Raw genomic sequence first — 21,314 nt, 5'->3', positions numbered from 1 at the left:
AGGTGGCCAGGGCCGTCGGCGAGCGGGTTCGAGCCGGATCGCGGCCCGCTGCCCGTGTGCTTCCAGCCTGCTACATCTGCTGTCGCGGCGCGCGGCGACACTCCCTCGCAGGGGTGAAGGCACATCACCCGCTGGATGCGCGCAACGGCTCTCACGGCCGATGCGCGGGACCCCGCGCGGTCCGTAGCGTCTGAGGCGTCTCGAAGCAACGTCCCGAACAGGAGCCGACATGATGTTCACCACCCGCCCCACCGCCGTGGCCGTCGCCGCGAGCGTGACCGCCCTGATGCTCGCCGGTTGCTCGGCCCTTCCGACGGACCTGGATGGCGCCACCGAGACACGCACGGTGGCCGTCGACGAGTTCTCGCGCATCGAGCTGAACGGCGCCGCAGACGTCGCCGTCACCGTGGGACCCGAGGCCTCGGTCACGGTGACGGCGGACACCGCCCTGCTCGATCGCACCCGCGCCCGCGTGAGCGAGGGGACGTTGCGGCTCGACGGCGCACCGTGGACGTTCGACGGGCCGGACAGCAGCATCCGCTACCTCATCACCGTGCCCGTTCTCGACGCGGTCGAGCTCTCCGGCGCGGGCACGATAGAGGTGTCCGGCATCGACGCCGCGACGTTCGCGATCGAGCTCACCGGAGCGGGAGACGTCACGGCCGCGGGCCGCGCGGACACCCTCGACCTCTCGCTCGACGGCGCGGGCGACATCGACACGACGGGGCTGGAGGTCGCGACCGCCAGGGTGGATCTGTCCGGCGCAGGGGACGTCGACCTCGTGGCCTCGCAGCGCCTCGACGTCGACCTGTCAGGCCTCGGGGACGTTCGTCATGCGGGCGGAGCGCAGGTGAACGCAGATGTGAGCGGGGCAGGCGGCGTGCATGCTCGAGAGCCGAACGCCGACTGACACGACGAAGGCCCGGCTGCGGGGCCGGGCCTGCTGGTCGGTGAGCCAGGCGCGGCGTCAGCCGCGGGTGGAGCGGTACGGGTCGCCCGAGCTCCAGTAGCCGGACTCGTACACGCCCAGGTGATCCGTGCCCGGGAGGTACTCCCAGTGCCATGGCTCCCACTTGGAGGACTTGGCCCAGCCGGGGTTGACCCAGCCCCACATGCGGCCGTTCTCCTCGAGCCAGGACTTGGTGTAGCCGCTGGCGTCGGAACGGCACAGGTCGATCGCCAGGCCCCAGCCGTGCACCGACTTGCCCGGCGTCGCGGCGAGCCAGCCCTGAGTGGCCTTGGTCGCGTACTGGCCCGACAGCGTGCGGTAGGAGTCGCTCAGGCAGATGTCGCGGCCGAACTCCAGCTTGAAGCGGTGGTTGAGCTCGGCGAATGCGACCGCGGCGTCGTTGCGCAGCCTCTCGCCTCCACCGACCGAGCACAGCGAGTCCTCGCTGAGGCGGCCGTTGCGGCCCTCCCACCCGAGCGTCGGGTCGCAGTCGGGCAGGTACTGGCTGATGTCGTACTGCGAGGCGGCGGCGAGCACGGCCGTGCCGGACTCGGGAGAGGGCAGCGGCAGCTCGGTGTCCAGCAGCTGCGGACCATCGCCCAGCAGCGCGCGGGCCGTCGACGGCGCCTGGCCCTCGACCACGCCCGGGACGGCCTCCACCGCTCCCGCGCCGGGTGCGATGGTGCCCATGATCGGGTACACCACCATGGCGAGCGCGAATCCGGCGAGCACACCCGTGCGCGTCAGGACCTTGCGGCGCCGGTGCGTGGTGCGGACCTGGATCTCCTGGGTCTCCTTGATCCGGCGAACGCGACGCGAGCGGTGCGCTGGCACGGGCGCCAGGGCATCAGCGTCTGAGCTCACACGAGCCTCCAGAGGAGTGGTCTGCCATCGGATCGGTTCCGAACAGTGTTCCGAACCTTTCGAGCGAGTGTAACCAAACGGTAACGATGAGGCCAGCCCGGGACCCGTTCGTGTTGCCCACTCCACACGGTCAGCGCGAAAGTTTCGCGATCAGCGGGTGCCCGGACGCGCCTGCTCGCGCGCCATCGAGTCGCGCACCTCGCCTACCAGCTCCTCGATGATGTCCTCCAGGAACACCAGCCCCACGGGTGCTCCATCGGCCTCGACCGAGGCGAGATGGGCGCCTGAGTTGCGCATCAACGCGAGGATGGTCTCGACCTCGTCCGCGGGCGCCACGACTGGCAGATCCCGCACCCGCCATTCCTGGATGGGCTCCTCCCGCTCGCCGGGACGCGCGAACAGCGTGTCCTTGACGTGGAGGTAGCCCACGAACCGTCCGCCATCGCTGACCGGCAGCCGCGAGTAGCCCGACTCGGCCACCGCGCGCTCGAACTCGTCCACGCTCACGCCGGCCTCGACTCCCGTCACCGCGGCCACGGGCACCATCACGTCAGCGGCGGTGTGGTCCGAGAACTCGATCGCGCCTGTCAGCAGGCCGGACGGATCCGACAGCGTTCCCTCCTCGCTCGACCGCTCGACGATCGAGTGCACCTCGTCAGCCGTGAACGCGCTGGTGACCTCGTCGCGCGGCTCGATGCGCGCCAGGCGCAGGATGCCGTTCGCGATCCAGTTCAACGCCCCGATGATGGGGCGCAGCACTCGCGCGATCCACACCAGCGGCGGACCGAACACCAGCGCCGCGCGGTCAGGGCTGGACACTGCGGCGTTCTTGGGGACCATCTCGCCCACGACCACGTGCAGACCTACGACGACGGTGAGCGCGATCGCGACGGCGAGCACGTGAGAGGCGCCTTCGGGCACTCCGAGCGCGTGCAGGGGCCCCTCGAGGGCGTGCGCGATGGCGGGCTCGGCGACCACGCCCAGCGACACCGAGCACACCGTGATGCCCAGCTGTGCGCAGGCCAGCATCAGCGAGACGTTCTCCATCGCCCACAGCACCGTGCGCGCGGACCGCGAGCCCGCCTCCGCCCGCGGCTCGATGGAGCTGCGTCGCGCAGAGATCACCGCGAACTCCGCGCCCACGAAGAAGGCGTTCGCCAGCAGGAGGCCCACGACGATCAGCACCATGCCCAGGCTCACGTGCGCTCCTCCACGTCTTCCTTCGGGAAGGGCGTGAGGCGCACGCGGTCGATGCGACGCCCGTCCATGCGCTCGACGCGAATGCGCGCGTCCTCGCACACGACCTCGTCGCCCACGTCCGCCACCCGGCCCAGGGTGGCCATCACGAAGCCCGCGACCGTCTCGTACGCCGGCGACTCCGGGATGGACAAGGAGGTGAGCTCCTCGACCTCGTCGGGGCGCAGATCCCCGGGCACCACCCAGGCACCGCCCGGGCTGCGGTGGGCGGCCGCGCGACGCCGGTCGTGCTCGTCCGCGACCTCGCCGACGAGCTCCTCGACCACGTCCTCCAGGGTCACCATGCCCGACGTGCCGCCATACTCGTCGACCACCAGCGCGCACTGCGGGCCCAGCCCGCGCAGCTCGATCAGCAGCGGGCGCATCTGCATGGTCTCCGGGATCCGCGGCGCCTCGACCATGAGCTGGGCGACAGGCGTGCGATCGCGCTCGTGGAATGGCACGGCGATGGCCGCTCGCAGGTGCACCAGGCCCAGGACGTCGTCGATGCCGTCGCTCAGCACTGGGAACCGCGAATGCCCCGAGGCCCGAGCGATCGCCATCACGTCCGCGGCGGTGGCGTCGCGCGCGAGAGTCTGCAGCCGGGTCCTGTCCGTCATCACGTCGATCGCCGTCAGCGCATCCAGGTCGATCGTGTTCTTGAGCAGCAGCGCTGTCGACGGGGCGAGCGTCCCCGCCTCCGCGCTGCGCCTCACGAGCGCGGCGAGCTCCTGCGGCGATCGCCCGCCGGACAGCTCCTCACGCGGCTCGACGCCCATCGAGCGCAGGATCGCGTTCGCCGTGCGGTTGAGCAGCGAGATCAGCGGACGCAGCGCGGTCGTGAAGCCCATCATCCACGGCGACACCGTGCGCGCCGTGCGCATCGGGTCCGCGAGCGCAGCGTTCTTGGGGACGAGCTCGCCGACGATCATCGAGAAGGCATTGACGATCACCAGGGACGCGACGCCGGCGACACCCGCGACCGCGGCACGGGCCAGCGGCGTCGAGGACAGCGGCACCTCGAGCAGTTCGACGAGCGCAGGCTGCGCGGTGTAGCCCAGCAGGATCGTGGTGAGCGTGATGCCCACCTGGGCCCCGGACAGCTGGGTCGACAGCCGTCCCAGGGCCGCGCGCACGCGCCGCCCCTTGCGGTCGGAGTCGTCGACATGCGCAGGATCGAGGGCCACGAGCGAGAACTCGGCGGCGACGAACACGGCCGTACCGAGGGTGAGCAGCACGCCGAGCCCGACGAGCAGCCAGGCCGTGATCATGACGGCTGACAGTCAGAGTCCATAGTGACGACCAGCATAGCCAGCAGCCGTTAGCATCGGCGGGGAGCCCACCAAGGAGGAGTGCAGCATGGAGCAACGCGCCGTCGAGGTCGCCTCTCTGACCAAGCGGTACGGCACCATCACCGCCGTCGACGACCTCTCCTTCACCGCTGAGCCGGGCCGGGTCACCGGGTTCCTGGGGCCCAACGGCGCCGGCAAGTCGACCACGCTGCGCATCCTCGTGGGGCTGGTGGCTGCGACAGCCGGCTCCGCGACCATCGGCGGCCGCGGCTACGCCCAGCACGCGCGTCCCGGGGCGATCGTGGGCGCGCACTTCGAGGGAGCGTTCCACCCCGGCAGGACGGCACGCGAGCATCTGCGCGCCTACGCCCCCCTGGTGGGGGCGAGCGACGCACGGTGCGACGAGGTGCTCGAGGCCGTCGGCATGACCGATGCGGCCCGGCGCCGCGTGGGGGGCTACTCGCTGGGCATGCGCCAGCGACTGGGCCTGGCCACCGCGCTGCTGGGCGACCCGAGCGTGCTGGTGCTCGACGAGTCCGCGAACGGCCTGGACCCTGCCGGCATCAAGTGGCTGCGGTCGTTCCTGCGTCACTTCGCGGACTCCGGTGGCACGGTGCTGCTCAGCTCTCACCTGCTGTCCGAGGTCGAGCAGACCGTGGACGACGTGGTGATCATCGCGTCGGGCGCGCTGCGCCACCAGTCGTCCCTCGCGCAGCTGCGCGCCCTCGCGCGGCCCGCGGTCCGGCTGGTCTCGCCCGCCACCGACGCTCTTGCAGACTTCGTGCGTGCACGCTTCCCTGAGTCCGGCGTCATCGAACGCGCCGGGCAGGCGAGCATCGCTGGCGTCTCGGCGGCGGACGTGGGCGCGGCGGCATACGCCGACGGGCTCGAGGTGCATGGCCTGAGCGAGGCCGGTGAGAGCCTCGAGAGCGTCTTCCTGGGCCTCACCGGGACGGAGTCGATCGTATGAGCGCCGCGATCACCTCCGAGCTGCGCAAGCTCCGCTCGACGCGACTGTGGTGGGTGCTGCTCATCTCCATGGCGGTCGGCGTCGCCTTCATCACCGGCTCGATCGCCTTCTCCTTCGCCTTCGCGGACGAGCTCGGCGGCACCAGCGCGACGGGCGAGCCCGTGATGATGGATCCGCTGGAGACCGCCCGCACGGTCTACTCTCTCCCGGTCTCGTTCGGCTACGTGTTCCCGGTGATCCTGGGCGCGCTGGCGGTCACCAGCGAGTTCCGGCATCGCACCATCGACACCACGCTGCTGCTCGCGCCCAGCCGCGCGCGCGTGATCGCCGCCAAGTTCATCGCGGTGCTGCCCTTCGCGCTGCTCTACGGCGTCGTGGGCATGGCCAGCGGCGTCGCAGTGGGTGCCGGCGCCTTGATGCTCGGCGGTGAGCCCACGGGACTGGACAGCGTCGAGGTGTGGCAGATGCTCGGCATGAGCGTCGTCGCGCTCACCGTCTGGGGCGTCGTGGGCGTGGGCTTCGGGTCCGCGCTCACCAACCAGGTGGTGGTGATCGTGGTGCTGCTGGGCTGGACGCAGCTCGTGGAGCCCATCGTCCGCGTCGCGCTCGCCTTCATCGAGCCCGTCGCCGGCGCCGCGAAGTTCCTGCCAGGCGCGGCCGGCGAGGCGATGGCTGGCGCCAGCTTCTACACCAGTGTGGGCGCCGGAGACCTGCTGTCGCCGTGGGCGGGCTTCGCCGTGCTGCTCGGCTACGCGGCCATCGCGGGCGTGATCGGCTGGCTCGTGACGTTCCGGCGGGACATCGCATAACGATTCTCCCAAATCGTGGCACGCGGCACTCAGGTGAGGCGTTTAGGCTGGAGAATGCCAGTACACAGTTGTCATCGACGCATGAGCGCCAAGAAAGCGAGCGGCCCCGGACGTGTCCACCGACACCAGCGCGCCAGATACTGACCGCACCACCGTCACCCGGAGCGCCGGAGCACCCTCCGTCGCCTCCCTGATCCTCGGCGCAGACGCCTCAGGATCCACGCCGTCGAGCCCGAGCGCGGCGCCAGCCGCGGAGCCGTCAGCCACTGCGGTCGACTCCGCCGCCGAGGCCGAGCCGGCCAGCGCTCCCGCTCCCGCGAGCGAGCCGAGCCCCGCGCCCGCCCAGGCGTCCGCGCCCGCAGCGCCCAGCGCATCGGCCGCCGGAACCGCACGCCCCCGCATCGAGCAGCCCTCGACGCAGGAGATGCCCACGCCCGCCGCACAGGTGGACGCCACCGCCGCGAAGGCAGACGACAGCCCGGCTCCGGAGGCGGACGTCGAGTCGACCGCGACGCAGCCCATCGCGACGGCGCAGGCTCCCACGGCCGCGTACCTCCAGAGCCACGACCACCAGGCCCTGGCCGCCAAGGACGTCGAGCACGGCCTGTCGCGCCTGCGGGGTCCCGCGGCCCGCGTGGTCACCAACATGGAGGCCAGCCTCTCCGTCCCCACCGCCACGTCGGTGCGCACCATCCCGGCCAAGCTGCTGATGGACAACCGCACGGTCATCAACAACCACCTGTCGCGCACCCGAGGCGGCAAGGTCAGCTTCACGCACCTCATCGGCTACGCGATCGTCGAGGCGCTCACCGAGCAGCCCGCGATGAACGTCGCCTACGCGCAGGACGAGGGCAAGCCCGCGATCCGCACTCCAGAGCACGTCAACTTCGGGCTCGCGATCGACCTCGACAAGGGCGACGGCGTACGCCAGCTCCTGGTGCCGAACGTCAAGGACGCGGACCGGATGGACTTCGCGAAGTTCTGGTCCGCGTACGAGGACATCGTCCGCAAGGCGCGCACCGGAGCGCTCCAAGCCGGGGACTTCCAGGGCACCACCATCACGCTCACCAACCCGGGCACCATCGGCACGGTGCATTCCGTGCCGCGCCTCATGGAGGGCCAGGGCGCGATCATCGGCGTGGGCTCGATGGACTACCCCGCCGAGTACCAGGGCGCCTCCAACGAGACCATCGCCCGCCTGGGCGTGTCCAAGGTGATGACCCTCACCTCGACCTACGACCACCGCGTCATCCAGGGCGCCCAGTCCGGCGAGTTCCTCGCGCTCGTGCACAAGAAGCTGCTGGGACTCGACGGGTTCTGGGACCGCGTGTTCGTGGCCCTGCGCGTGCCCTACGAGCCCGTGCGCTGGGTCCAGGACTCGGCGACCAACGAGGAGGCGGAGGCCGCGAAGCCCGCGCGCATCGCCGAGCTCATCCACGCCTACCGCTCGCGCGGCCACCTGATGGCGGACGTCGACCCGCTGTCCACCCGGCTGCGCAAGCACCCCGACCTCGACGTCCAGACCCATGGCCTCACCCTGTGGGACCTGGACCGCCACTACGCCACCGGCGGGTTCGGCGGCCAGAACACCTGGAAGATGCGTGACGTCCTGGGTCGCCTGCGCGACGCGTACTGCCGCACCGTGGGCGTCGAGTACATGCACATCGCGGACCGCGCTCAGCGCGCCTGGCTCCAGGAGCGCCTCGAGAAGGGCTACACCAAGCCCACCCGCGAGGAGCACCTGCGAGTGCTGCGCCGCCTCAACGCCGCGGAGGCCTTCGAGGCCTTCCTGCAGACCAAGTACGTGGGCCAGAAGCGCTTCTCGCTCGAGGGCGGCGAGTCCCTGATCCCGCTGCTCGACTCCGTGATGTCCGCGGCCGCCGTGGCCGGCATCCAGGAGGTGTGCATCGGCATGGCGCACCGCGGGCGCCTCAACGTGCTCGCGAACCTCGCCGGCAAGAGCTACTCGCAGATCTTCTCCGAGTTCGACGGCACCGCCGTTCCCGGCTCCGTCCAGGGCTCGGGCGACGTGAAGTACCACCTCGGCACCGAGGGAACCTTCACCGCGGAGTCCGGCGAGACCACCAACGTCTACCTGGCGGCCAACCCCTCGCACCTCGAGGCGGTCAATCCGGTGCTCGAGGGCATCGTGCGAGCCAAGCTCGACCAGCTGTCCGCCGACCCGGCCACGGACGGCTTCCCCGTCCTGCCCGTGCTGGTGCACGGCGACGCGGCCTTCGCCGGCCAGGGGGTGGTGATGGAGACCCTCAACCTGGCAGGGCTGCGCGGCTACGCCACTGGTGGCACGGTCCACGTCATCATCAACAACCAGGTGGGCTTCACCACCGGGCCTGGCGACTCGCGTTCGACGCGGTACTGCACGGACATCGCCAAGGGCTACCAGATCCCGATCTTCCACGTGAACGGCGACGACCCGGAGGCCTGCGTGCGCGCCGCCCGGCTGGCGTTCGAGTACCGCGAGGCGTTCGGTCGGGACGTCATCATCGACATGGTCTGCTACCGCCGCCGCGGCCACAACGAGGGCGACGACCCCTCGATGACGCAGCCGCGCATGTACGACCTCATCGAGGCCAAGCGCTCGGTGCGCCACCTCTACACCGAGGCGCTGATCCGGCGTGGCGACATCACCGAGGACGAGGCCGAGGCCGTGTCGCAGGACTACCTCGCCCAGCTCGAGCGCGTCTTCATCGAGACTCGCGACGGCTTCCAGGGGACGGACACGGAGTCCATCTCCGGCCTCGAGCTGCCCAGCTCGCAGTCCTCCGACGCCGGCATGATGGTGGGCTGGCAGACGGCGGCGAGCCCCGGTCAGATCGAGCGCGTGGGCCGCGCGCACACGCGCCCGCCTCAGGGCTTCGCGGTGCACCCCAAGCTCGCGAAGCTGCTCGAGCGCCGCGAGGCCATGACCCGGGAAGGCGGCATCGACTGGGGCTACGGCGAGATCCTCGCGTTCGGCACGCTGCTCCAGGAGGGCGTCCCGGTGCGCATGTCGGGGCAGGACACGCGCCGCGGCACCTTCGTGCAGCGCCACGCCGTGTTCCACGATCGCGCCACCGGCGCCGAGTGGGCGCCGCTGCGCTACCTGACCGCAGACCAGGCGCCGCTGCACATCTACGACTCGTCGCTGAGCGAGTACGCGGTGGTGGGCTTCGAGTACGGCTACTCGGTCGAGCGGCCCGATGCACTGACGCTGTGGGAGGCGCAGTTCGGCGACTTCGTCAACGGCGCGCAGACCATCATCGACGAGTTCATCTCCTCCGCCGAGCAGAAGTGGGGGCAGTCCTCCTCCGTGGTGCTGCTGCTGCCGCACGGCTACGAGGGCCAGGGTCCGGACCACTCGTCCGCCCGCGTCGAGCGCTTCCTGCAGCTGTGCGCGGAGGACAACATGATCGCCGCGATGCCCTCCACCCCTGCGAGCTACTTCCACCTGCTGCGGCGCCAGGCGTATGACCGCCCGCGGCGCCCGCTGATCGTCTTCACGCCCAAGTCGATGCTGCGACTGCGTGCGGCGCAGTCCGCGGTCGAGGACTTCACCACCGGCACCTTCGAGCCGGTCATCGGCGACACCGTGGACCCCGCAGGCGTGGATCGCGTGCTGCTGTGCGCCGGAAAGGTCTACTACGACCTGGCCGCGCAGCGCGACAAGTCCGGCGACACGTCGACGGCCATCCTGCGGCTCGAGCAGCTGTACCCGCTCGACCACGACGCTCTCGAGAAGGCGCTCGCCCCATACGGCGATGCGCCCCTCAGGTGGGTCCAGGAGGAGCCTCGCAACCAGGGCGGATGGACGTACCTCTCCCACGCGCTGCCCAACGCGCTGGGCCGTGAGGTCACGGGCATCACCCGCCCCGCCGCCGCCTCCCCCGCCTCCGGACTCAGCTCGCGTCACAAGGAGGAGCAGGAGGACCTGGTGACGAGGGCGCTGTCGCGATGAGGAACGTGTTCTTCGTGGGCGACGAGCTGGTCGCGGGCCACGGAGACCCCAAGGCGCTGGGATGGTCGGGGCGCGTGGTCGCGCGGACGCTGCCGCTGAGCGCGGACCTGCGCTTCCACACGCTCGCCGTGCCACGAGAGACCACCGGCGAGCTCGCTAGCCGCTGGGATGACGAGGTGCTGCGGCGCCGCGGTCCTGCCGAGGAGTCCACGGGCAGCGACCACGTGGTGGTCGCGATCGGCCGCCACGACGTGTCTCAGGGCGTCTCCCCCACCATGACCCGGCTGCACCTGGCGAACACGCTCGACCGCGCATCGGCGCTGGGCCTCAAGGCGATGCTCGTGGGACCACCGCCCATCGCCGCCGTGGACCGCCGAGCCATCGCCGAGTACGCGGCGCTGTGCGAGGAGTCCGCCACCCGGCGCGACGTGCCCTACGTCGACATGTACGGCCCGCTCGCGCGGCACGACCAGTGGGCCACGGACATGGACACGTCCGGCGGCGAGCTGCCGCTGCAGGCCGGCTACGGCCTCATGGCCTGGCTGGTGCTGCACTCCCAGTGGCACGAGTGGCTGGGGATCGACCCCACCGTCGCGCAGCGGGACTGACTCCATCCCCTGGCAGGAGCCTCAGGACTCGGTCTGCGCTCTGCGCCGTTCCTGCCCAGCAGGACAGGTCGGGCCGACAGGCGCGGAGCTTCGCAGCCGCTAGACGATCACGCCCGCGTTGCGCAGGCTCACCAGCAGATCGTGGGGGCGCGTGGCGATCGCGACGGCATCGTCGACGCTGACCATCTGCTCCTGCACCAGCTGGAACAGGTGCTGGTCGAAGGTCTGCATCTTGTAGTAGTCGCCCTCGGCGATGAGGTCCGCGATGGGCGGCTGGCTGGACGGGTCGACGATCGCCTCCGCGATGCGCCCGTGGTTGACCATGACCTCCGCGGCGAGCGTGCGGCCGGAGCCGTCGCCGCGCCGCACCAGGCGCTGCGAGATGATGCCGCGAAGCGTCTGCGACAGGGTCGCGCGCACCTGGGACTGCTCGTGGGGGGTGAAGAAATCGATGATGCGGTTGATCGTGTCCTGCGCATCCACGGTGTGCAGGGTCGCGAGCACCAGGTGGCCGGTCTCCGCGGCGGACAGTGCGGCGCGCACGGTCTCGATGTCGCGCATCTCGCCCACCATGATGACGTCCGGGTCCTGACGCATGGCGCCGCGCAGCGCGTTGGTGAAGTCGAGGGTGTCGGAGCGCACCTCGCGCTGCGAGATGATCGCCTTCTTGTCGCTGTGGAGGACCTCGATCGGGTCCTCGATGGTGATGATGTTGACCTCGCGGTAGGTGTTGATGAGGTCGATCATCGACGCCAGCGTGGTGGTCTTGCCGGATCCCGTGGGGCCCGTGACGAGCACCAGCCCGCGCGGCTCGAGAGCGAGGTCCGCGATCACCGCCGGCAGCCCGAGGTCCTCCATGGGCGTCGCGCCCACGGCGACGCGGCGGAACACCAGGCAGTCGGTGCCGCGCGCGACGTAGGCGTTCACGCGGAAGCGCCCCACGCCGGACAGGGAGAACGCGAAGTCGGCCTCGTGGGTGTCGCGGAACTGCGCCACGAGGTCCTCGGGCAGCACCTGCGCGACCATGTTGCGGGTGTCCGCTGGCGTGAGCGGCGGCACCTGGAGCTTGCGCAGACGGCCGTCGACGCGGATGCGGGGGGCGGAGCCCACTTTGCAGTGCAGGTCGGAGCCGCCCGTGCTCGCGAGCGCGTGCAGGAACGGGATGACGGAAACAGGCTGATCGCTCACGGGAACTCCATCGGCACTCAGGGGCGTGGTCTTGAGGGGAGGCTAGCTGCGCCCGCGCACGGACGGAAGTGGAGTGTGGGAAGATAGATAGTCTTCTTCACAGCCGTACCCTGCCAAAGAAAGGGGGATCCCGATGAGCAAGCGAGGCCGCAAGCGCAAGGCGCGTGCCAAGGGCGGAGCCAACCACGGCAAGCGCCCCAACGCCTGACAGGCGAGCAGAAGGCCGCATCGGTGTCACCGATGCGGCCTTTCGCATGCCCGGACCGTCGATGCGGGCACGGGCTTCGCGCAGCGACGTCAGTGGTCGTCGCGTGCGCTGCGGATCGACGCGAGGATGCGTTGGCGCAGCTCCTCGGGCGCGGCGTCGCCGCCGGTGCGCGACGTCAGATTCTTGATCTTTTCCTTGATCTTGTGCTCCGCCTCGCAGGGCGGGCACGTCTTCAGGTGATCGCCGATCCGCCGAAGCTCGTCGTCAGGCAGCTCGTCATCGATGTATTCGAACAGTCGATCGAGGGCCTCCTCACACTCCCTTCCGGGCATGGCACACCTCCCCACTGTCCTTCTTGGTGGCAGGGCGCTTGTCGTAGATGCCGCGCTCGGCCGCGTACTCTCTCAGCTTCTCTCTCAGAAGTTTTCGTCCGCGATGCAGCCGCGACATGACGGTGCCCACGGGCGTGTCCATGATCTCGGCGATCTCCTTGTAGGCGAAGCCCTCGACGTCGCTCAGGTAGACGGCCATGCGGAAGTCCTCCGGCAGATCGGCGAGCGCACGCTTGATCTCGTCGTCGCCGATCTGGTCGAGCGCCTCCTGCTCGGCGGACGCGAGGCCTGAGCTGGTGTGCTCGGCGGCTGCGGCGATCTGCCAGTCCTCGACCTGCTCGGCGTCGGACACCTTGGGCTGGCGCTGCTTCTTGCGGTACGTGTTGATGAAGGCGTTGGTCTGGATGCGGTACAGCCATGCCTTGAGGTTGGTGCCGGGCTTGAACTTGTCCTGCGCGGCGAAGGCCTTGGCGTACGTCTCCTGCACCAGGTCCTCGGCGTCGGAACGGTGTCGCGTCATCCGCAGCGCCGCCGCGAAGAGCTGGTCCATGTAGGACAGGGCCTCGGTCTCGAAGTCCAGCTGCGCGTCGGTCATGATGCGCGAGCCTACTCCAGCGTGGGCGTCGCTCGCATCACGCGGCGGACGGATTGCGGTGGCCATCATGACCCGCTCAACACGGTTGAAGGAGCAAGCATTCCCGGGTCACCAGAATGTGACCTCCGGGGGCGCCTGATACGGCGTGTGGTGCGAACGGTGCGGACGAGGACACGTCTGCCCTGTGCGCCGGGCGCGCGGGTTGATAGCGTAGGGAGCATGTTCCGACACCTCGCCCGACCCCTGCTCGCCACCTGGTTCGTCTACGGCGGAGTCCAGTCCGTCCTGGAGCCCGAGAAGCGAGCGGAACGCGCCGCCCCCGTGGTCGAGCCGCTGCTCAAGGAAGCCGGCCTCGAGGACGTCAGGACCACGGATCTGGTGAAGGTGCACGGGGCCGTGTCGATCGCCGCTGCGACGGTCCTCGCACTGTCGCGCACGCCGCGCACCGCCGGCCTGGTGCTCGCGGGGCTCACCGCCGCCACGGTCGCCACGGCGCGTCCGTTCTGGCTCGAGACCGACGAGCAGAAGCGTGAGGAGCAGCTCGAGCTGTTCCTCAAGAACGTGTCGCTGTTCGGCGGCACGCTGCTCGCCGCATCGGCCGGGCACAGCCCTCGCCGCAAGGAGCGCGCCAAGGCCAAGAAGGACAAGCTGGCTGCCAAGAAGGACAAGGCGGCCGCCAAGGCTGAGGTGTTGAGCGCCAAGGCGTCCAAGAAGCTCAAGAAGTGAGCGCAGCCGCGCCCACTCGCGGTACCGGTCCCGGACAGCTCTGGGACGCCCCCGCAGCGGCGGGACGGCTCGACGCCACGGTCGATGTGCCGGGCTCCAAGTCGCTCACCAACCGCTTCCTGGTGCTCGCGGCGCTCGCCGACTCTCCCGTCACGCTCACCGGCGGTCTCCGCTCGCGCGACAGCTCCCTGATGGCCGCAGCGCTGCGCAGCATGGGCGTGGGGATCGACGATGCGACGGCTCAGTGGCGGATCACGCCCGGGCCCCTGCGTGGCGGCGTGCACGTGGACTGCGGGCTCGCCGGCACGGTGATGCGGTTCGTCCCGCCGCTGGTGCTGCTGGCCGATGCGCCCGTCACGTTCGATGGCGACGAGGGCGCCCGCGTGCGCCCCATGGGGCCGCTGCTCGACGCGCTGCGCGCGCTGGGCGCGACCGTGGAGGACGGCGGCCGTGGCACCCTGCCGTTCACGGTGACGCCTCCCTCCGAGGTCCCCGCGAGCGTGGAGGTGGACTCGAGCGCGAGCTCGCAGTTCGTCACCGGACTGCTGCTGGTCGCCGCGCGGGTGCCTCACGGGCTGACGGTGCGACACGTAGGCGAGACGCTCCCGAGCCTGCCGCACATCGACATGACGTGCGCGACCCTGCGTGATGCCGGGGTGCAGGTGGAGCAGCCGGACGAGCGCACCTGGATCGTGCGGCCCGGGCCAGTGCTGCTGGGCGATGTGCGCGTCGAGCCCGACCTGTCCAACGCCGGCCCCTTCATGGCCGCTGCCCTCGTGGCGGGCGGCACCGTCCGGATCCCGGGGTGGCCTCGGTCCACCACGCAGCCGGGCGCGCTGTATCCCGAGCTGCTCGAGCGCATGGGCGCCACCTGCAACCTCGAGGGCGATGTCATGACGGTGACGGCGCCCGGCGGCGTGATCCACGGCATCGAGGCGGACCTGGGCCCCGCAGGTGAGATCACTCCCACCATCGCCGCGCTGTGCGCCCTCGCGGACTCCCCCAGCGTGCTCACCGGGATCGGCCACCTGCGCGGGCACGAGACGGACCGGCTGGCGGCGATCGCCGCCGAGGTGGACCGCGCCGGCGGGCGCTGCGTCGCCGGGGACGACTCCCTCACGTTCGAGGGGCTTCCCGCCGGCGGGCTCCAGCCCGCGGCTCTCGAGACGTACCACGATCACCGCATGGCGACCTTCGCCGCGATCCTGGGCCTCGCGGTCCCGGGGCTGCAGGTGCTGAACGTGGGGACCACCGCCAAGACCATGCCGGACTTCCCGGACATGTGGAAGGCGATGCTGCGGGCGTGAGGCGCGAGTACGACGAGTCTGACGCCCGGGTGCGCCCCAACCGGCGGGGCTCGCGGCCGCGCTCGAAGCGCCGTCCCGCGCACGACGATGCGGTCGCGGGCGTCGTGATCGGCGTGGACCGCGGGCGCATCGCGGTGCGGCTGGGCGACGGCCAGGACGTCACTGCTGTCAAGGCTCGCGAGCTGGGGCGGCGCGGCCTGGTGATCGGTGACCGCGTCTCCGTCGTGGGCGACACCTCCGGATCGGACGGCACGCTCGCCCGCATCGTCCGTCGCGACGAGCGCGACAACTCGCTGCGGCGCACCGCGGATGATGCGGAGACCGCGGAGAAGGTGATCGTCGCGAATGCGCAGCAGCTGGCGATCGTCACCGCGTTGCAGGACCCGGAGCCCAATCCCCGCATGATCGACCGCTGCCTGGTGGCGGCGTTCGACGCCCGCATGCGAGCGATCCTGGTGCTCACCAAGGCGGACCTGGACAGCGCCGATCCGCTGAGGGCCGCGTACGAGCCGCTGGGTGTCACGGTGATCGAGACGGCGATGCGCACGGAGCCCGACGGCACCCGCGTGATCGACGGCGCCGAGCGCCTGCGCACGGAGATCCTCGACACCACCTCCGTGTTCGTGGGGTACTCGGGCGTGGGCAAGTCGACACTGGTCAACGCGCTCGCTCCGCTGGCGGATCGCGCGACCGGCGGCGTCAACGATGTGACCGGGCGAGGGCGGCACACCTCGAGCTCTGCGATCGCGATCGAGCTGCCCGGCGGTGGGTGGATCGTCGACACCCCTGGGGTGCGGTCCTTCGGCCTCGCGCACGTGGACCCGGAGCACTTCATCGCCGCCTTCCCTGACGTCGCGGAGGCCGCCGCCGAGCGTTGCCCGCGTGGGTGCATGCACGAGTCCGCCGAGGCCGGATGCGAGCTCGACGCGTGGGCCTCCACGCCGGATCAGCATGCGCGGGTGGACTCCATCAGACGCCTGCTGGCGAGCCGCGCTCAGGCTGACGCCTGGTAGAGCCTGGCAGCCGCTAGCCTGGTGCCATGCAGCCCCGGGGAGAGTATGCGGACGACCTCGCGCTCGCGATGAAGATCGCGGACGACGTCGACAGGCTCACGCTCGCGAACTTCGCATCGGATCGCCTCACGATCGAGTTGAAGGCGGACGACACGCCCGTCACCGCGGTGGACCGCGAGGCGGAGCTCATGATCCGCCGCTACCTGGACAGCGAGCGCCCGGACGATGCGGTGTACGGCGAGGAGTTCGGCTCGAAGGGGGGCGGCCCGCGCCAGTGGGTCCTGGACCCCATCGACGGCACCAAGAACTACATCCGCAGCGTGTCCGTGTGGGGCACCCTCATCGCATTGCTGGACGACGGCGATCCGGTCATGGGCGTCGTGAGCGCTCCGGCCCTGGGTGCCCGTTGGTTCGCCGCTCGAGGCGACGGCGCCTGGATCGGGACCAGCATGCGCAAGGCGCGCCCCATCGGCGTCTCCACGGTCACGGACATGGCGGAGGCCAGCCTCTCGTACTCGTCGCTGAGCGGATGGGAGGAGCGCGACATGCTCGAGCCGTTCCTCGACCTCACCCGATCGGTGTGGCGCACGCGCGCGTACGGCGACTTCCTCAGCTACATGATGGTGGCGCAGGGCCTGGTCGACATCGCGTGCGAGCCGGAGCTGGAGCTGTACGACATGGCGGCTCTGGTGCCCATCGTGGAGGAGGCCGGCGGCCACTTCACGTCGCTGTCCGGAACGCCTGGACCCTTTGGCGGCGACGCTCTCGCGACCAACGGTGCGCTGCACCTGCCGGTGGCGGACATCCTCAACCGGCGCTGAGGCTCGGCCTCAGTCGATCGCGTCGATCTCGGTCGCGTCGAACCACAGCAGGTCCCGCATCTCGAGCCGGTCGAGCGCCTCCCCGTCCCCGGTGGCTGCGGCGGCGCCGTCCTTCGCGGCGTCCTGCTCGTCCACGAACGCGCACGCAATCGTGCTGGGATCCACGCGGCCTTCGAGCGCGACCGCCGCCGGGTGGCCGTTCGGCACCGGCGTGACGTCCGCACGCGGGTAGTCGACCACCACCACCGCGCGGCGCGGCGAGCGCAGCTCCAGCACCGCATCGACTGCTGCGATGTCTCGCACCTGCTCGGCCAGCAGCTCCTCGTCGTCGTCCACCGCGATGTCCAGCAGCCTCCCAGTGACCGCGTAGCCCGACTGGGGCTCCCACCGGCCCGACAGGGCCGCCGGGAGGTCGGACAGGGTCACGGGCACATACACGCGCATGCGTTCAGTGTCCCACCGGCGCCGTCGCCATGCGGGGACGACGCGGCGGCGCGGACGTGGCGGAAGCGGGCAGGACCGCCTCCGCAAGGCCCGCGATGGCCTTGCGCGCCTTCGAGCGCGGTGCGCATTCCGCCAGCACCCGTCCCGTCATGGCTGCGGCGTCGCACGCGGCGGGATCCCAGGGCACCACGCGAATGCGGTCGACGGACGCGAATCGCGCGAGCAGGTCCGCGACCGCCTCGGCCGGCCGGGGCCCAGCCACGTCCGCGCGCACCTTGTTGACCACGACGGTCGGCTCGCCGTCCATGCTCTCCCGCAGCGCACCGATCCCGTGGATCAGTCGCTGCATGGACAGGGGCTCCGCACCGCCGACGGCGACCACGTGGTCCGCCACCGCGAGCACCGCCAGCGTCACCCCGTTGCGCTCCGGCATCCCTTCGGAGCCGAGTGGCCCCGCGCTCTCGAGCGAGAAGCCCACATCCACGACCACGGCGTCGAAGGCTCGGCACGCCGCTCGGAGCACCTCCGTCGTGGCCGACGGCGCGAGCTCCGCCCACCGCTCCGCTCGAGTGATGCCGGTGAGAGCCCACAGGCCAGGCAGTGCCTCGATGCTGTGCCGCTCGATGATCGCCGCATCGATCGAGCCGTGCTGGGCCTCACGCACGGCGCCGGCGACGCCAGCCACCTCGTCCGTGAGGCCCAGTGCCTGAGCGACGGCGCCGCCGTAGACATCCGCGTCCACCACGAGAGTGCGGGAACCGCGACGCGCATGCTCGGCCGCGAGGTTGACAGCGATCGTGGTGCGGCCAGGCGCACCGGCCGGCCCCCACACGGCGACGAGGGTTCCGGGCTCACCACGGTCCCTCGCGCCGTCCTGCGCCCGCGGTTGCACGGCCGCCCGCAGCGCCATCGCGCCCACGATCTCGTTCGCGACCACCTGCGCGTCGGCTCCTGCGGGCACGACGGTGCCGAGACCGACCGCGCGCAGCTGCTCGCCGGCCTCAGGCGTCGACGGCACTCCGATGACTGCGACCCCGCTGTCCAGCAGCGCCGCGACGGAATCCCTGGTGAGGCGCGGCTGCTCCGCGACCACCACCGCGCCGGCGACACCGGCACGCGCAGCGCCCACGGCCTCCGCGAGGTCCGCGCATCGGCGCACCACCGCGAGCCGCGGGTGCGCGTCGATGGCGGCGGCGAGCTCGCCCTCGTCGCGAGCCGCCACGGCGATGATGACGCCGATGGCAGCCATCACGAGCCTCCGCGGCCCACGATCGTGACGTCGCCGCCTGCGCTGAGCGCATCGAGCACCGCCTGCACCTGGTCCTGCGGCACAGCGAGGTAGACGGTCTGGCCGCCCGACACCGCGAAGCCCCCGCTGTCCCGGTCCACGTCGGCGACCACCACGTTCTCCGCGACCAGCGAGGCGGTCGGCAGCGCATCGGACGCTGGTGGTGCGATCCACAGATCGACCGTCGCTCCTGCGACGAGGTCCGGGGCGAGGGGAGCGTGCGCGACCACCCCGATCACGCGCCCGTCATAGGCTCCCTCGGGCTCCACGGAGGACTGTGGGACCAGCTCGCCTGCCGCCACCGTGCGGGTCACCACGTCACCCCACGGCTGGGCAGTGTCGACGGGAAGGTAGGCGCCGTCCTCGATGCGGACCCGAACGACGTCGAGATCCTCCCGGTCGATCACCGTCCCTGGCACGAGCGTGCGGGCCGCGACGTAGTGCGGCTCGGTCTGGTCCGCAGCCCTCACGGCAGCCGCGACTCCGACGACCGCGACCGTCATCAGCAGGATGCCCACCAGGAGCCGAGGATCGCGCCACGTGGGCCGGCGCAGCCTCCCGGCGACCGAGCCGTCGTCAGCCATGTTCCCCCCAGCCGTCCATGCCGCGCGCGGCGATGTCGTTCGCGCCTATCCTGCCCAGAGTTCACGGTGTTGCCAAGGCCCTGTGGACAATCCCGGCCTCCTCACGGCCCCATGCGAGAATGTCGGCATGAGCCCCCGTTTCCTCACCCTGGACGACGTCCAGGAAGCGCTCAACATCTCCTCTCAGCAGGCCTATGCGCTCGTGCGATCGGGCGATCTTCCTGCCATCCAGGTAGGCGGTAGGGGCGTGTGGCGCGTCGAGGCCACCGAGCTGGAGGGCTACATCGAGCGCCAGTACGAGGCCTCTCGTCGCCGGGCCGCGCAGGCACGCGGCGCGGACGCCTAGCCCTGCGCCACCTCGAGGATCGAGGCCAGCGGGACCGTCGTCGTCACGCCCGCGTCCGTGAGCACGTTGATGTGATCCGCGCCCACGCCGACGATCACGCCAGCCACCTCGACCCCGGTGCGCACCGCGACCCGCGCCCGCTCACGACTCAGCGCACGCAAGGCGTGCGCGATGCTGAGCCTGCTCTCGACGGCGCTCAGCACGTCCGCACGGCGTGGCAGTCCGTCGAGCACCGCCACTGAGGCCAGCGACACCAGGTGCTGGCGCCCGCCGTCCGTCACAAGAGCCCAATCCCCTCCCGAGTCGACCAGCACTCCACTCACCCGGGTGCCGTCGCGCAGCACGGCACTCACGGACCCTCCCCGTGCCGCGGCCACGCGCGCGGCCACCGTCACGCTCGCACGCTCTCCGCGCGTGCGCTCCGCCACCTCGTGACGCCACTGCTCGTCAGCCTGAGCGTCCGCCTGAGCCTCGAGATCGCGGAACAGTGCTTCCCATCGCATGGAACCCAACCTAGGGCGCGGCTTTCTCCACAGCCACAGACACGTCGCCATGGACGACAAAACGCGACTCGTGTATATCTACAGGTATCAAACAGCATCAAACGAGACGAAGGGTCACCCATGAGCTCCCGCCGATCCCCCGGAACGCGCCTCCAGCGGCTGGCCGCCATCGTCGCCGTCCTCTTCACCCCGGCGATCGGCTGGCTCCTGGCGGTCCAAGCCGCGGCGGCAGTGGGCGGACTGGGCTCCCCCGCTGCGGCCATCGCCGACATCCTGGTGGCGGCGGCGGCCGTGGCCGGGGCCGCCACCTCACTCGTCCTCACCGCAACCACGCTCGCGATGACCGTCGCACCCGTGCACTCGCGCGCTCGCCGGCTGGCTGAACGCGCCAGCCCCGCCGCATGGCGTCGCGTGGTCGCGATCGCCGTCTCGGGCTCTGCGCTCACGGGCCTCGCGATCCCCGCGGCCTCCGCACCCCTGCCCACCGACGGATCAGAGAGCACTCCCGCACCGATCGACGCCGGTTGGGTGGCGCCGCGCAGTGCACAGGCACCGGACGCGGGATGGGTGCAGCCCTCGGTGGACGCGGCGCCGCCGCGCCAGGCGGCGGCCGACCCACCCGCCGAGAGCGACGGCTCCGGTCCACGTGACGAGGATCAGGCGAGCGCACCACGTCCGCCCGAGGATCGCGGGGTCCATCGCGTCGAGCCAGGCGAGTCGCTGTGGAGCATCACGGCTCGGGTCACCGGCGGCACCGATGCCGAGGTGACCGCGGCGTGGCCCGAGCTCTACAGCATCAACCGCTCGAGCATCGGCGATGACCCCGCGCTCATCCATCCCGGAGACGAGCTGACCCTGCCCGCGGGGTGGCGGCGATGAGCGCCCAGCCCGCGTACGCCGTGTCGAGCGTCCGTCCGTACGCTCGACAGCGCCGCGTGCTGGGCGACCCCACTCCTTTGGCCTGCACGGTGGCCAAGGCGGCGATGGAGGCGGTTCTCGGTGGCACCAGCCTCGATGCCTACGTGCGCTGGGTGGAGCCCTCCGTGTTCGCACAGGTCGCCCGACAGCGCTCCCTGGCGCGCCGAGCCTCCCGACGGTCGCCTGGGACGGTCTCCGTGCGGCGCGCCCGCTCGTGCCGCGTCTCAGCGACAGCGGCTGAGGTCGCGATCGTGGTCGAGGTCGACGGCCGCGTCCGGCCAGTCGCCATGCGCCTCGAGGACGTCACCGGCCGGTGGCTGGTGACCGAGATCCACCTGGGGTAGTCAGGGGACCCGCG

23 protein-coding genes are annotated in these 21,314 nt (G+C 71.1%); 13 read left to right on the top strand and 10 right to left on the bottom strand.

The features are described 5' to 3' along the window. Window positions 1-229 precede the first annotated feature (229 nt). Window positions 230-910, top strand: coding sequence for a head GIN domain-containing protein (locus Dac01nite_RS10960; protein ID WP_203656901.1), 681 nt, complete (start codon window positions 230-232; stop codon window positions 908-910). Between the two features lie 57 nt (window positions 911-967). Here Dac01nite_RS10960 and Dac01nite_RS10955 read toward each other — a convergent pair whose 3' ends face one another. The 3 genes from Dac01nite_RS10955 to Dac01nite_RS10945 form a co-directional block, all read right to left on the bottom strand. Further along, on the bottom strand, window positions 968-1,813 hold the full coding sequence (locus tag Dac01nite_RS10955) for a M15 family metallopeptidase (protein WP_203656899.1): 846 nt from the start codon (window positions 1,811-1,813) through the stop codon (window positions 968-970). Between the two features lie 150 nt (window positions 1,814-1,963). After that, the gene (locus tag Dac01nite_RS10950; RefSeq protein WP_203656976.1) at window positions 1,964-3,001 is read right to left on the bottom strand and encodes a hemolysin family protein; all 1,038 of its coding nucleotides are present in this window, start codon (window positions 2,999-3,001) and stop codon (window positions 1,964-1,966) included. Window positions 3,002-3,009: 8 nt separating this feature from the next. Next, window positions 3,010-4,320, bottom strand: a complete 1,311-nt coding sequence (locus Dac01nite_RS10945) for a hemolysin family protein (protein WP_203656897.1) — start codon at window positions 4,318-4,320, stop codon at window positions 3,010-3,012. An 88-nt stretch (window positions 4,321-4,408) separates the two neighbouring features. On the opposite strand from Dac01nite_RS10945, the gene Dac01nite_RS10940 reads away from it, so the two are divergent. From Dac01nite_RS10940 to Dac01nite_RS10925, 4 genes are all read left to right on the top strand, one after another. Further along, the gene (locus Dac01nite_RS10940) at window positions 4,409-5,311 is read left to right on the top strand and encodes an ATP-binding cassette domain-containing protein (RefSeq protein WP_203656895.1); all 903 of its coding nucleotides are present in this window, start codon (window positions 4,409-4,411) and stop codon (window positions 5,309-5,311) included. After that, window positions 5,308-6,120: an ABC transporter permease gene (locus tag Dac01nite_RS10935; protein WP_203656891.1), complete on the top strand. Its 813-nt coding sequence runs from the start codon at window positions 5,308-5,310 to the stop codon at window positions 6,118-6,120. The genes Dac01nite_RS10940 and Dac01nite_RS10935 overlap by 4 nt, the downstream gene beginning before the upstream one ends. A 193-nt stretch (window positions 6,121-6,313) precedes the next feature. Then, window positions 6,314-10,075, top strand: coding sequence for a multifunctional oxoglutarate decarboxylase/oxoglutarate dehydrogenase thiamine pyrophosphate-binding subunit/dihydrolipoyllysine-residue succinyltransferase subunit (locus Dac01nite_RS10930; protein ID WP_373307250.1), 3,762 nt, complete (start codon window positions 6,314-6,316; stop codon window positions 10,073-10,075). Continuing rightward, the gene (locus tag Dac01nite_RS10925) at window positions 10,072-10,683 is read left to right on the top strand and encodes a GDSL-type esterase/lipase family protein (protein WP_203656885.1); all 612 of its coding nucleotides are present in this window, start codon (window positions 10,072-10,074) and stop codon (window positions 10,681-10,683) included. The genes Dac01nite_RS10930 and Dac01nite_RS10925 overlap by 4 nt, the downstream gene beginning before the upstream one ends. Window positions 10,684-10,782: 99 nt before the next feature. Here Dac01nite_RS10925 and Dac01nite_RS10920 read toward each other — a convergent pair whose 3' ends face one another. Continuing rightward, window positions 10,783-11,871, bottom strand: coding sequence for a type IV pilus twitching motility protein PilT (locus tag Dac01nite_RS10920; RefSeq protein ID WP_203656884.1), 1,089 nt, complete (start codon window positions 11,869-11,871; stop codon window positions 10,783-10,785). Between the two features lie 133 nt (window positions 11,872-12,004). Between Dac01nite_RS10920 and Dac01nite_RS12235 the strand changes: the two genes are divergently transcribed. Beyond that, complete coding sequence (locus Dac01nite_RS12235; protein WP_371327667.1) at window positions 12,005-12,079, top strand: 50S ribosomal protein bL37; 75 nt, start codon at window positions 12,005-12,007, stop codon at window positions 12,077-12,079. Window positions 12,080-12,168: 89 nt separating this feature from the next. Here Dac01nite_RS12235 and rsrA read toward each other — a convergent pair whose 3' ends face one another. Together rsrA and Dac01nite_RS10910 are read right to left on the bottom strand one after the other, a co-directional pair. Next, entirely contained in the window at window positions 12,169-12,411 is a 243-nt protein-coding gene (rsrA, locus tag Dac01nite_RS10915) for a mycothiol system anti-sigma-R factor (protein ID WP_203656883.1), read from the bottom strand. Further along, complete coding sequence (locus tag Dac01nite_RS10910) at window positions 12,392-13,006, bottom strand: sigma-70 family RNA polymerase sigma factor (protein WP_239066623.1); 615 nt, start codon at window positions 13,004-13,006, stop codon at window positions 12,392-12,394. Before Dac01nite_RS10910 ends, rsrA begins: the two co-directional genes overlap by 20 nt. Window positions 13,007-13,225: 219 nt before the next feature. Here Dac01nite_RS10910 and Dac01nite_RS10905 point away from each other — a divergent pair, with 219 nt between their 5' ends. The 4 genes from Dac01nite_RS10905 to Dac01nite_RS10890 are packed head-to-tail and all read left to right on the top strand — an operon-like array spanning window position 13,226 to window position 16,873. Beyond that, window positions 13,226-13,732, top strand: coding sequence for a hypothetical protein (locus tag Dac01nite_RS10905; protein WP_203656882.1), 507 nt, complete (start codon window positions 13,226-13,228; stop codon window positions 13,730-13,732). Next, window positions 13,729-15,039, top strand: a complete 1,311-nt coding sequence (gene aroA, locus Dac01nite_RS10900; RefSeq protein WP_203656880.1) for a 3-phosphoshikimate 1-carboxyvinyltransferase — start codon at window positions 13,729-13,731, stop codon at window positions 15,037-15,039. The genes Dac01nite_RS10905 and aroA overlap by 4 nt, the downstream gene beginning before the upstream one ends. Next, on the top strand, window positions 15,036-16,052 hold the full coding sequence (rsgA, locus tag Dac01nite_RS10895; RefSeq protein ID WP_203656872.1) for a ribosome small subunit-dependent GTPase A: 1,017 nt from the start codon (window positions 15,036-15,038) through the stop codon (window positions 16,050-16,052). The genes aroA and rsgA overlap by 4 nt, the downstream gene beginning before the upstream one ends. 26 nt (window positions 16,053-16,078) lie before the next feature. Then, window positions 16,079-16,873, top strand: coding sequence for an inositol monophosphatase family protein (locus Dac01nite_RS10890; RefSeq protein WP_203656869.1), 795 nt, complete (start codon window positions 16,079-16,081; stop codon window positions 16,871-16,873). Window positions 16,874-16,882: 9 nt separating this feature from the next. Here Dac01nite_RS10890 and Dac01nite_RS10885 read toward each other — a convergent pair whose 3' ends face one another. From Dac01nite_RS10885 to Dac01nite_RS10875, 3 genes are read right to left on the bottom strand one after another with little or no spacing between them, the layout of a single operon-like run. Next, window positions 16,883-17,317 (bottom strand): DUF6912 family protein, encoded by a 435-nt coding sequence (locus Dac01nite_RS10885; RefSeq protein WP_203656868.1) that lies wholly within the window; start codon window positions 17,315-17,317, stop codon window positions 16,883-16,885. A 4-nt stretch (window positions 17,318-17,321) separates the two neighbouring features. Beyond that, window positions 17,322-18,566 carry a CpaE/TadZ family protein gene (locus Dac01nite_RS10880; RefSeq protein ID WP_203656867.1) on the bottom strand — a complete coding sequence of 415 codons (1,245 nt, stop codon included), beginning with the start codon at window positions 18,564-18,566 and terminating at the stop codon, window positions 17,322-17,324. Further along, window positions 18,566-19,189 (bottom strand): CpaB family protein, encoded by a 624-nt coding sequence (locus Dac01nite_RS10875; RefSeq protein ID WP_203656866.1) that lies wholly within the window; start codon window positions 19,187-19,189, stop codon window positions 18,566-18,568. Before Dac01nite_RS10875 ends, Dac01nite_RS10880 begins: the two co-directional genes overlap by 1 nt. Window positions 19,190-19,316: 127 nt before the next feature. Between Dac01nite_RS10875 and Dac01nite_RS10870 the strand changes: the two genes are divergently transcribed. Further along, window positions 19,317-19,535: a helix-turn-helix domain-containing protein gene (locus Dac01nite_RS10870; RefSeq protein WP_203656864.1), complete on the top strand. Its 219-nt coding sequence runs from the start codon at window positions 19,317-19,319 to the stop codon at window positions 19,533-19,535. Here Dac01nite_RS10870 and Dac01nite_RS10865 read toward each other — a convergent pair. Next, a complete protein-coding gene (locus Dac01nite_RS10865; protein ID WP_203656862.1) occupies window positions 19,532-20,038 on the bottom strand; it encodes a hypothetical protein in 507 nt (168 codons plus the stop codon). The genes Dac01nite_RS10870 and Dac01nite_RS10865 overlap by 4 nt on opposite strands. A 120-nt stretch (window positions 20,039-20,158) precedes the next feature. On the opposite strand from Dac01nite_RS10865, the gene Dac01nite_RS10860 reads away from it, so the two are divergent. Beyond that, window positions 20,159-20,917, top strand: a complete 759-nt coding sequence (locus Dac01nite_RS10860; RefSeq protein ID WP_203656861.1) for a LysM peptidoglycan-binding domain-containing protein — start codon at window positions 20,159-20,161, stop codon at window positions 20,915-20,917. Continuing rightward, window positions 20,914-21,300 carry an Rv3235 family protein gene (locus Dac01nite_RS10855; RefSeq protein WP_203656860.1) on the top strand — a complete coding sequence of 129 codons (387 nt, stop codon included), beginning with the start codon at window positions 20,914-20,916 and terminating at the stop codon, window positions 21,298-21,300. Before Dac01nite_RS10860 ends, Dac01nite_RS10855 begins: the two co-directional genes overlap by 4 nt. Window positions 21,301-21,314: the final 14 nt, after the last annotated feature.

It is taken from the genome of Demequina activiva (assembly GCF_016862815.1).
Taxonomy (GTDB): domain Bacteria; phylum Actinomycetota; class Actinomycetes; order Actinomycetales; family Demequinaceae; genus Demequina; species Demequina activiva.
The sequence above is the reverse complement of the archived record's forward strand: the minus strand, read 5'-3'. Positions and strand labels throughout refer to the sequence as shown.

Coding starts and splice junctions, on each gene's coding strand:
- Dac01nite_RS10890 (WP_203656869.1), top strand. CDS start 16,079: ATGCAGCCCCGGGGAGAGTATGCGGACGACCTCGCGCTCGCGATGAAG.
- Dac01nite_RS10925 (WP_203656885.1), top strand. CDS start 10,072: ATGAGGAACGTGTTCTTCGTGGGCGACGAGCTGGTCGCGGGCCACGGA.
- Dac01nite_RS10885 (WP_203656868.1), bottom strand. CDS start 17,317: ATGCGCGTGTATGTGCCCGTGACCCTGTCCGACCTCCCGGCGGCCCTG.
- rsrA (WP_203656883.1), bottom strand. CDS start 12,411: ATGCCCGGAAGGGAGTGTGAGGAGGCCCTCGATCGACTGTTCGAATAC.
- Dac01nite_RS10865 (WP_203656862.1), bottom strand. CDS start 20,038: ATGCGATGGGAAGCACTGTTCCGCGATCTCGAGGCTCAGGCGGACGCT.
- Dac01nite_RS10855 (WP_203656860.1), top strand. CDS start 20,914: ATGAGCGCCCAGCCCGCGTACGCCGTGTCGAGCGTCCGTCCGTACGCT.
- Dac01nite_RS10875 (WP_203656866.1), bottom strand. CDS start 19,189: ATGGCTGACGACGGCTCGGTCGCCGGGAGGCTGCGCCGGCCCACGTGG.
- Dac01nite_RS10960 (WP_203656901.1), top strand. CDS start 230: ATGATGTTCACCACCCGCCCCACCGCCGTGGCCGTCGCCGCGAGCGTG.
- Dac01nite_RS10940 (WP_203656895.1), top strand. CDS start 4,409: ATGGAGCAACGCGCCGTCGAGGTCGCCTCTCTGACCAAGCGGTACGGC.
- Dac01nite_RS10935 (WP_203656891.1), top strand. CDS start 5,308: ATGAGCGCCGCGATCACCTCCGAGCTGCGCAAGCTCCGCTCGACGCGA.
- Dac01nite_RS10870 (WP_203656864.1), top strand. CDS start 19,317: ATGAGCCCCCGTTTCCTCACCCTGGACGACGTCCAGGAAGCGCTCAAC.
- Dac01nite_RS10950 (WP_203656976.1), bottom strand. CDS start 3,001: ATGGTGCTGATCGTCGTGGGCCTCCTGCTGGCGAACGCCTTCTTCGTG.
- Dac01nite_RS10880 (WP_203656867.1), bottom strand. CDS start 18,566: ATGGCTGCCATCGGCGTCATCATCGCCGTGGCGGCTCGCGACGAGGGC.
- Dac01nite_RS10860 (WP_203656861.1), top strand. CDS start 20,159: ATGAGCTCCCGCCGATCCCCCGGAACGCGCCTCCAGCGGCTGGCCGCC.
- Dac01nite_RS10905 (WP_203656882.1), top strand. CDS start 13,226: ATGTTCCGACACCTCGCCCGACCCCTGCTCGCCACCTGGTTCGTCTAC.
- Dac01nite_RS10945 (WP_203656897.1), bottom strand. CDS start 4,320: ATGATCACGGCCTGGCTGCTCGTCGGGCTCGGCGTGCTGCTCACCCTC.
- Dac01nite_RS10910 (WP_239066623.1), bottom strand. CDS start 13,006: ATGACCGACGCGCAGCTGGACTTCGAGACCGAGGCCCTGTCCTACATG.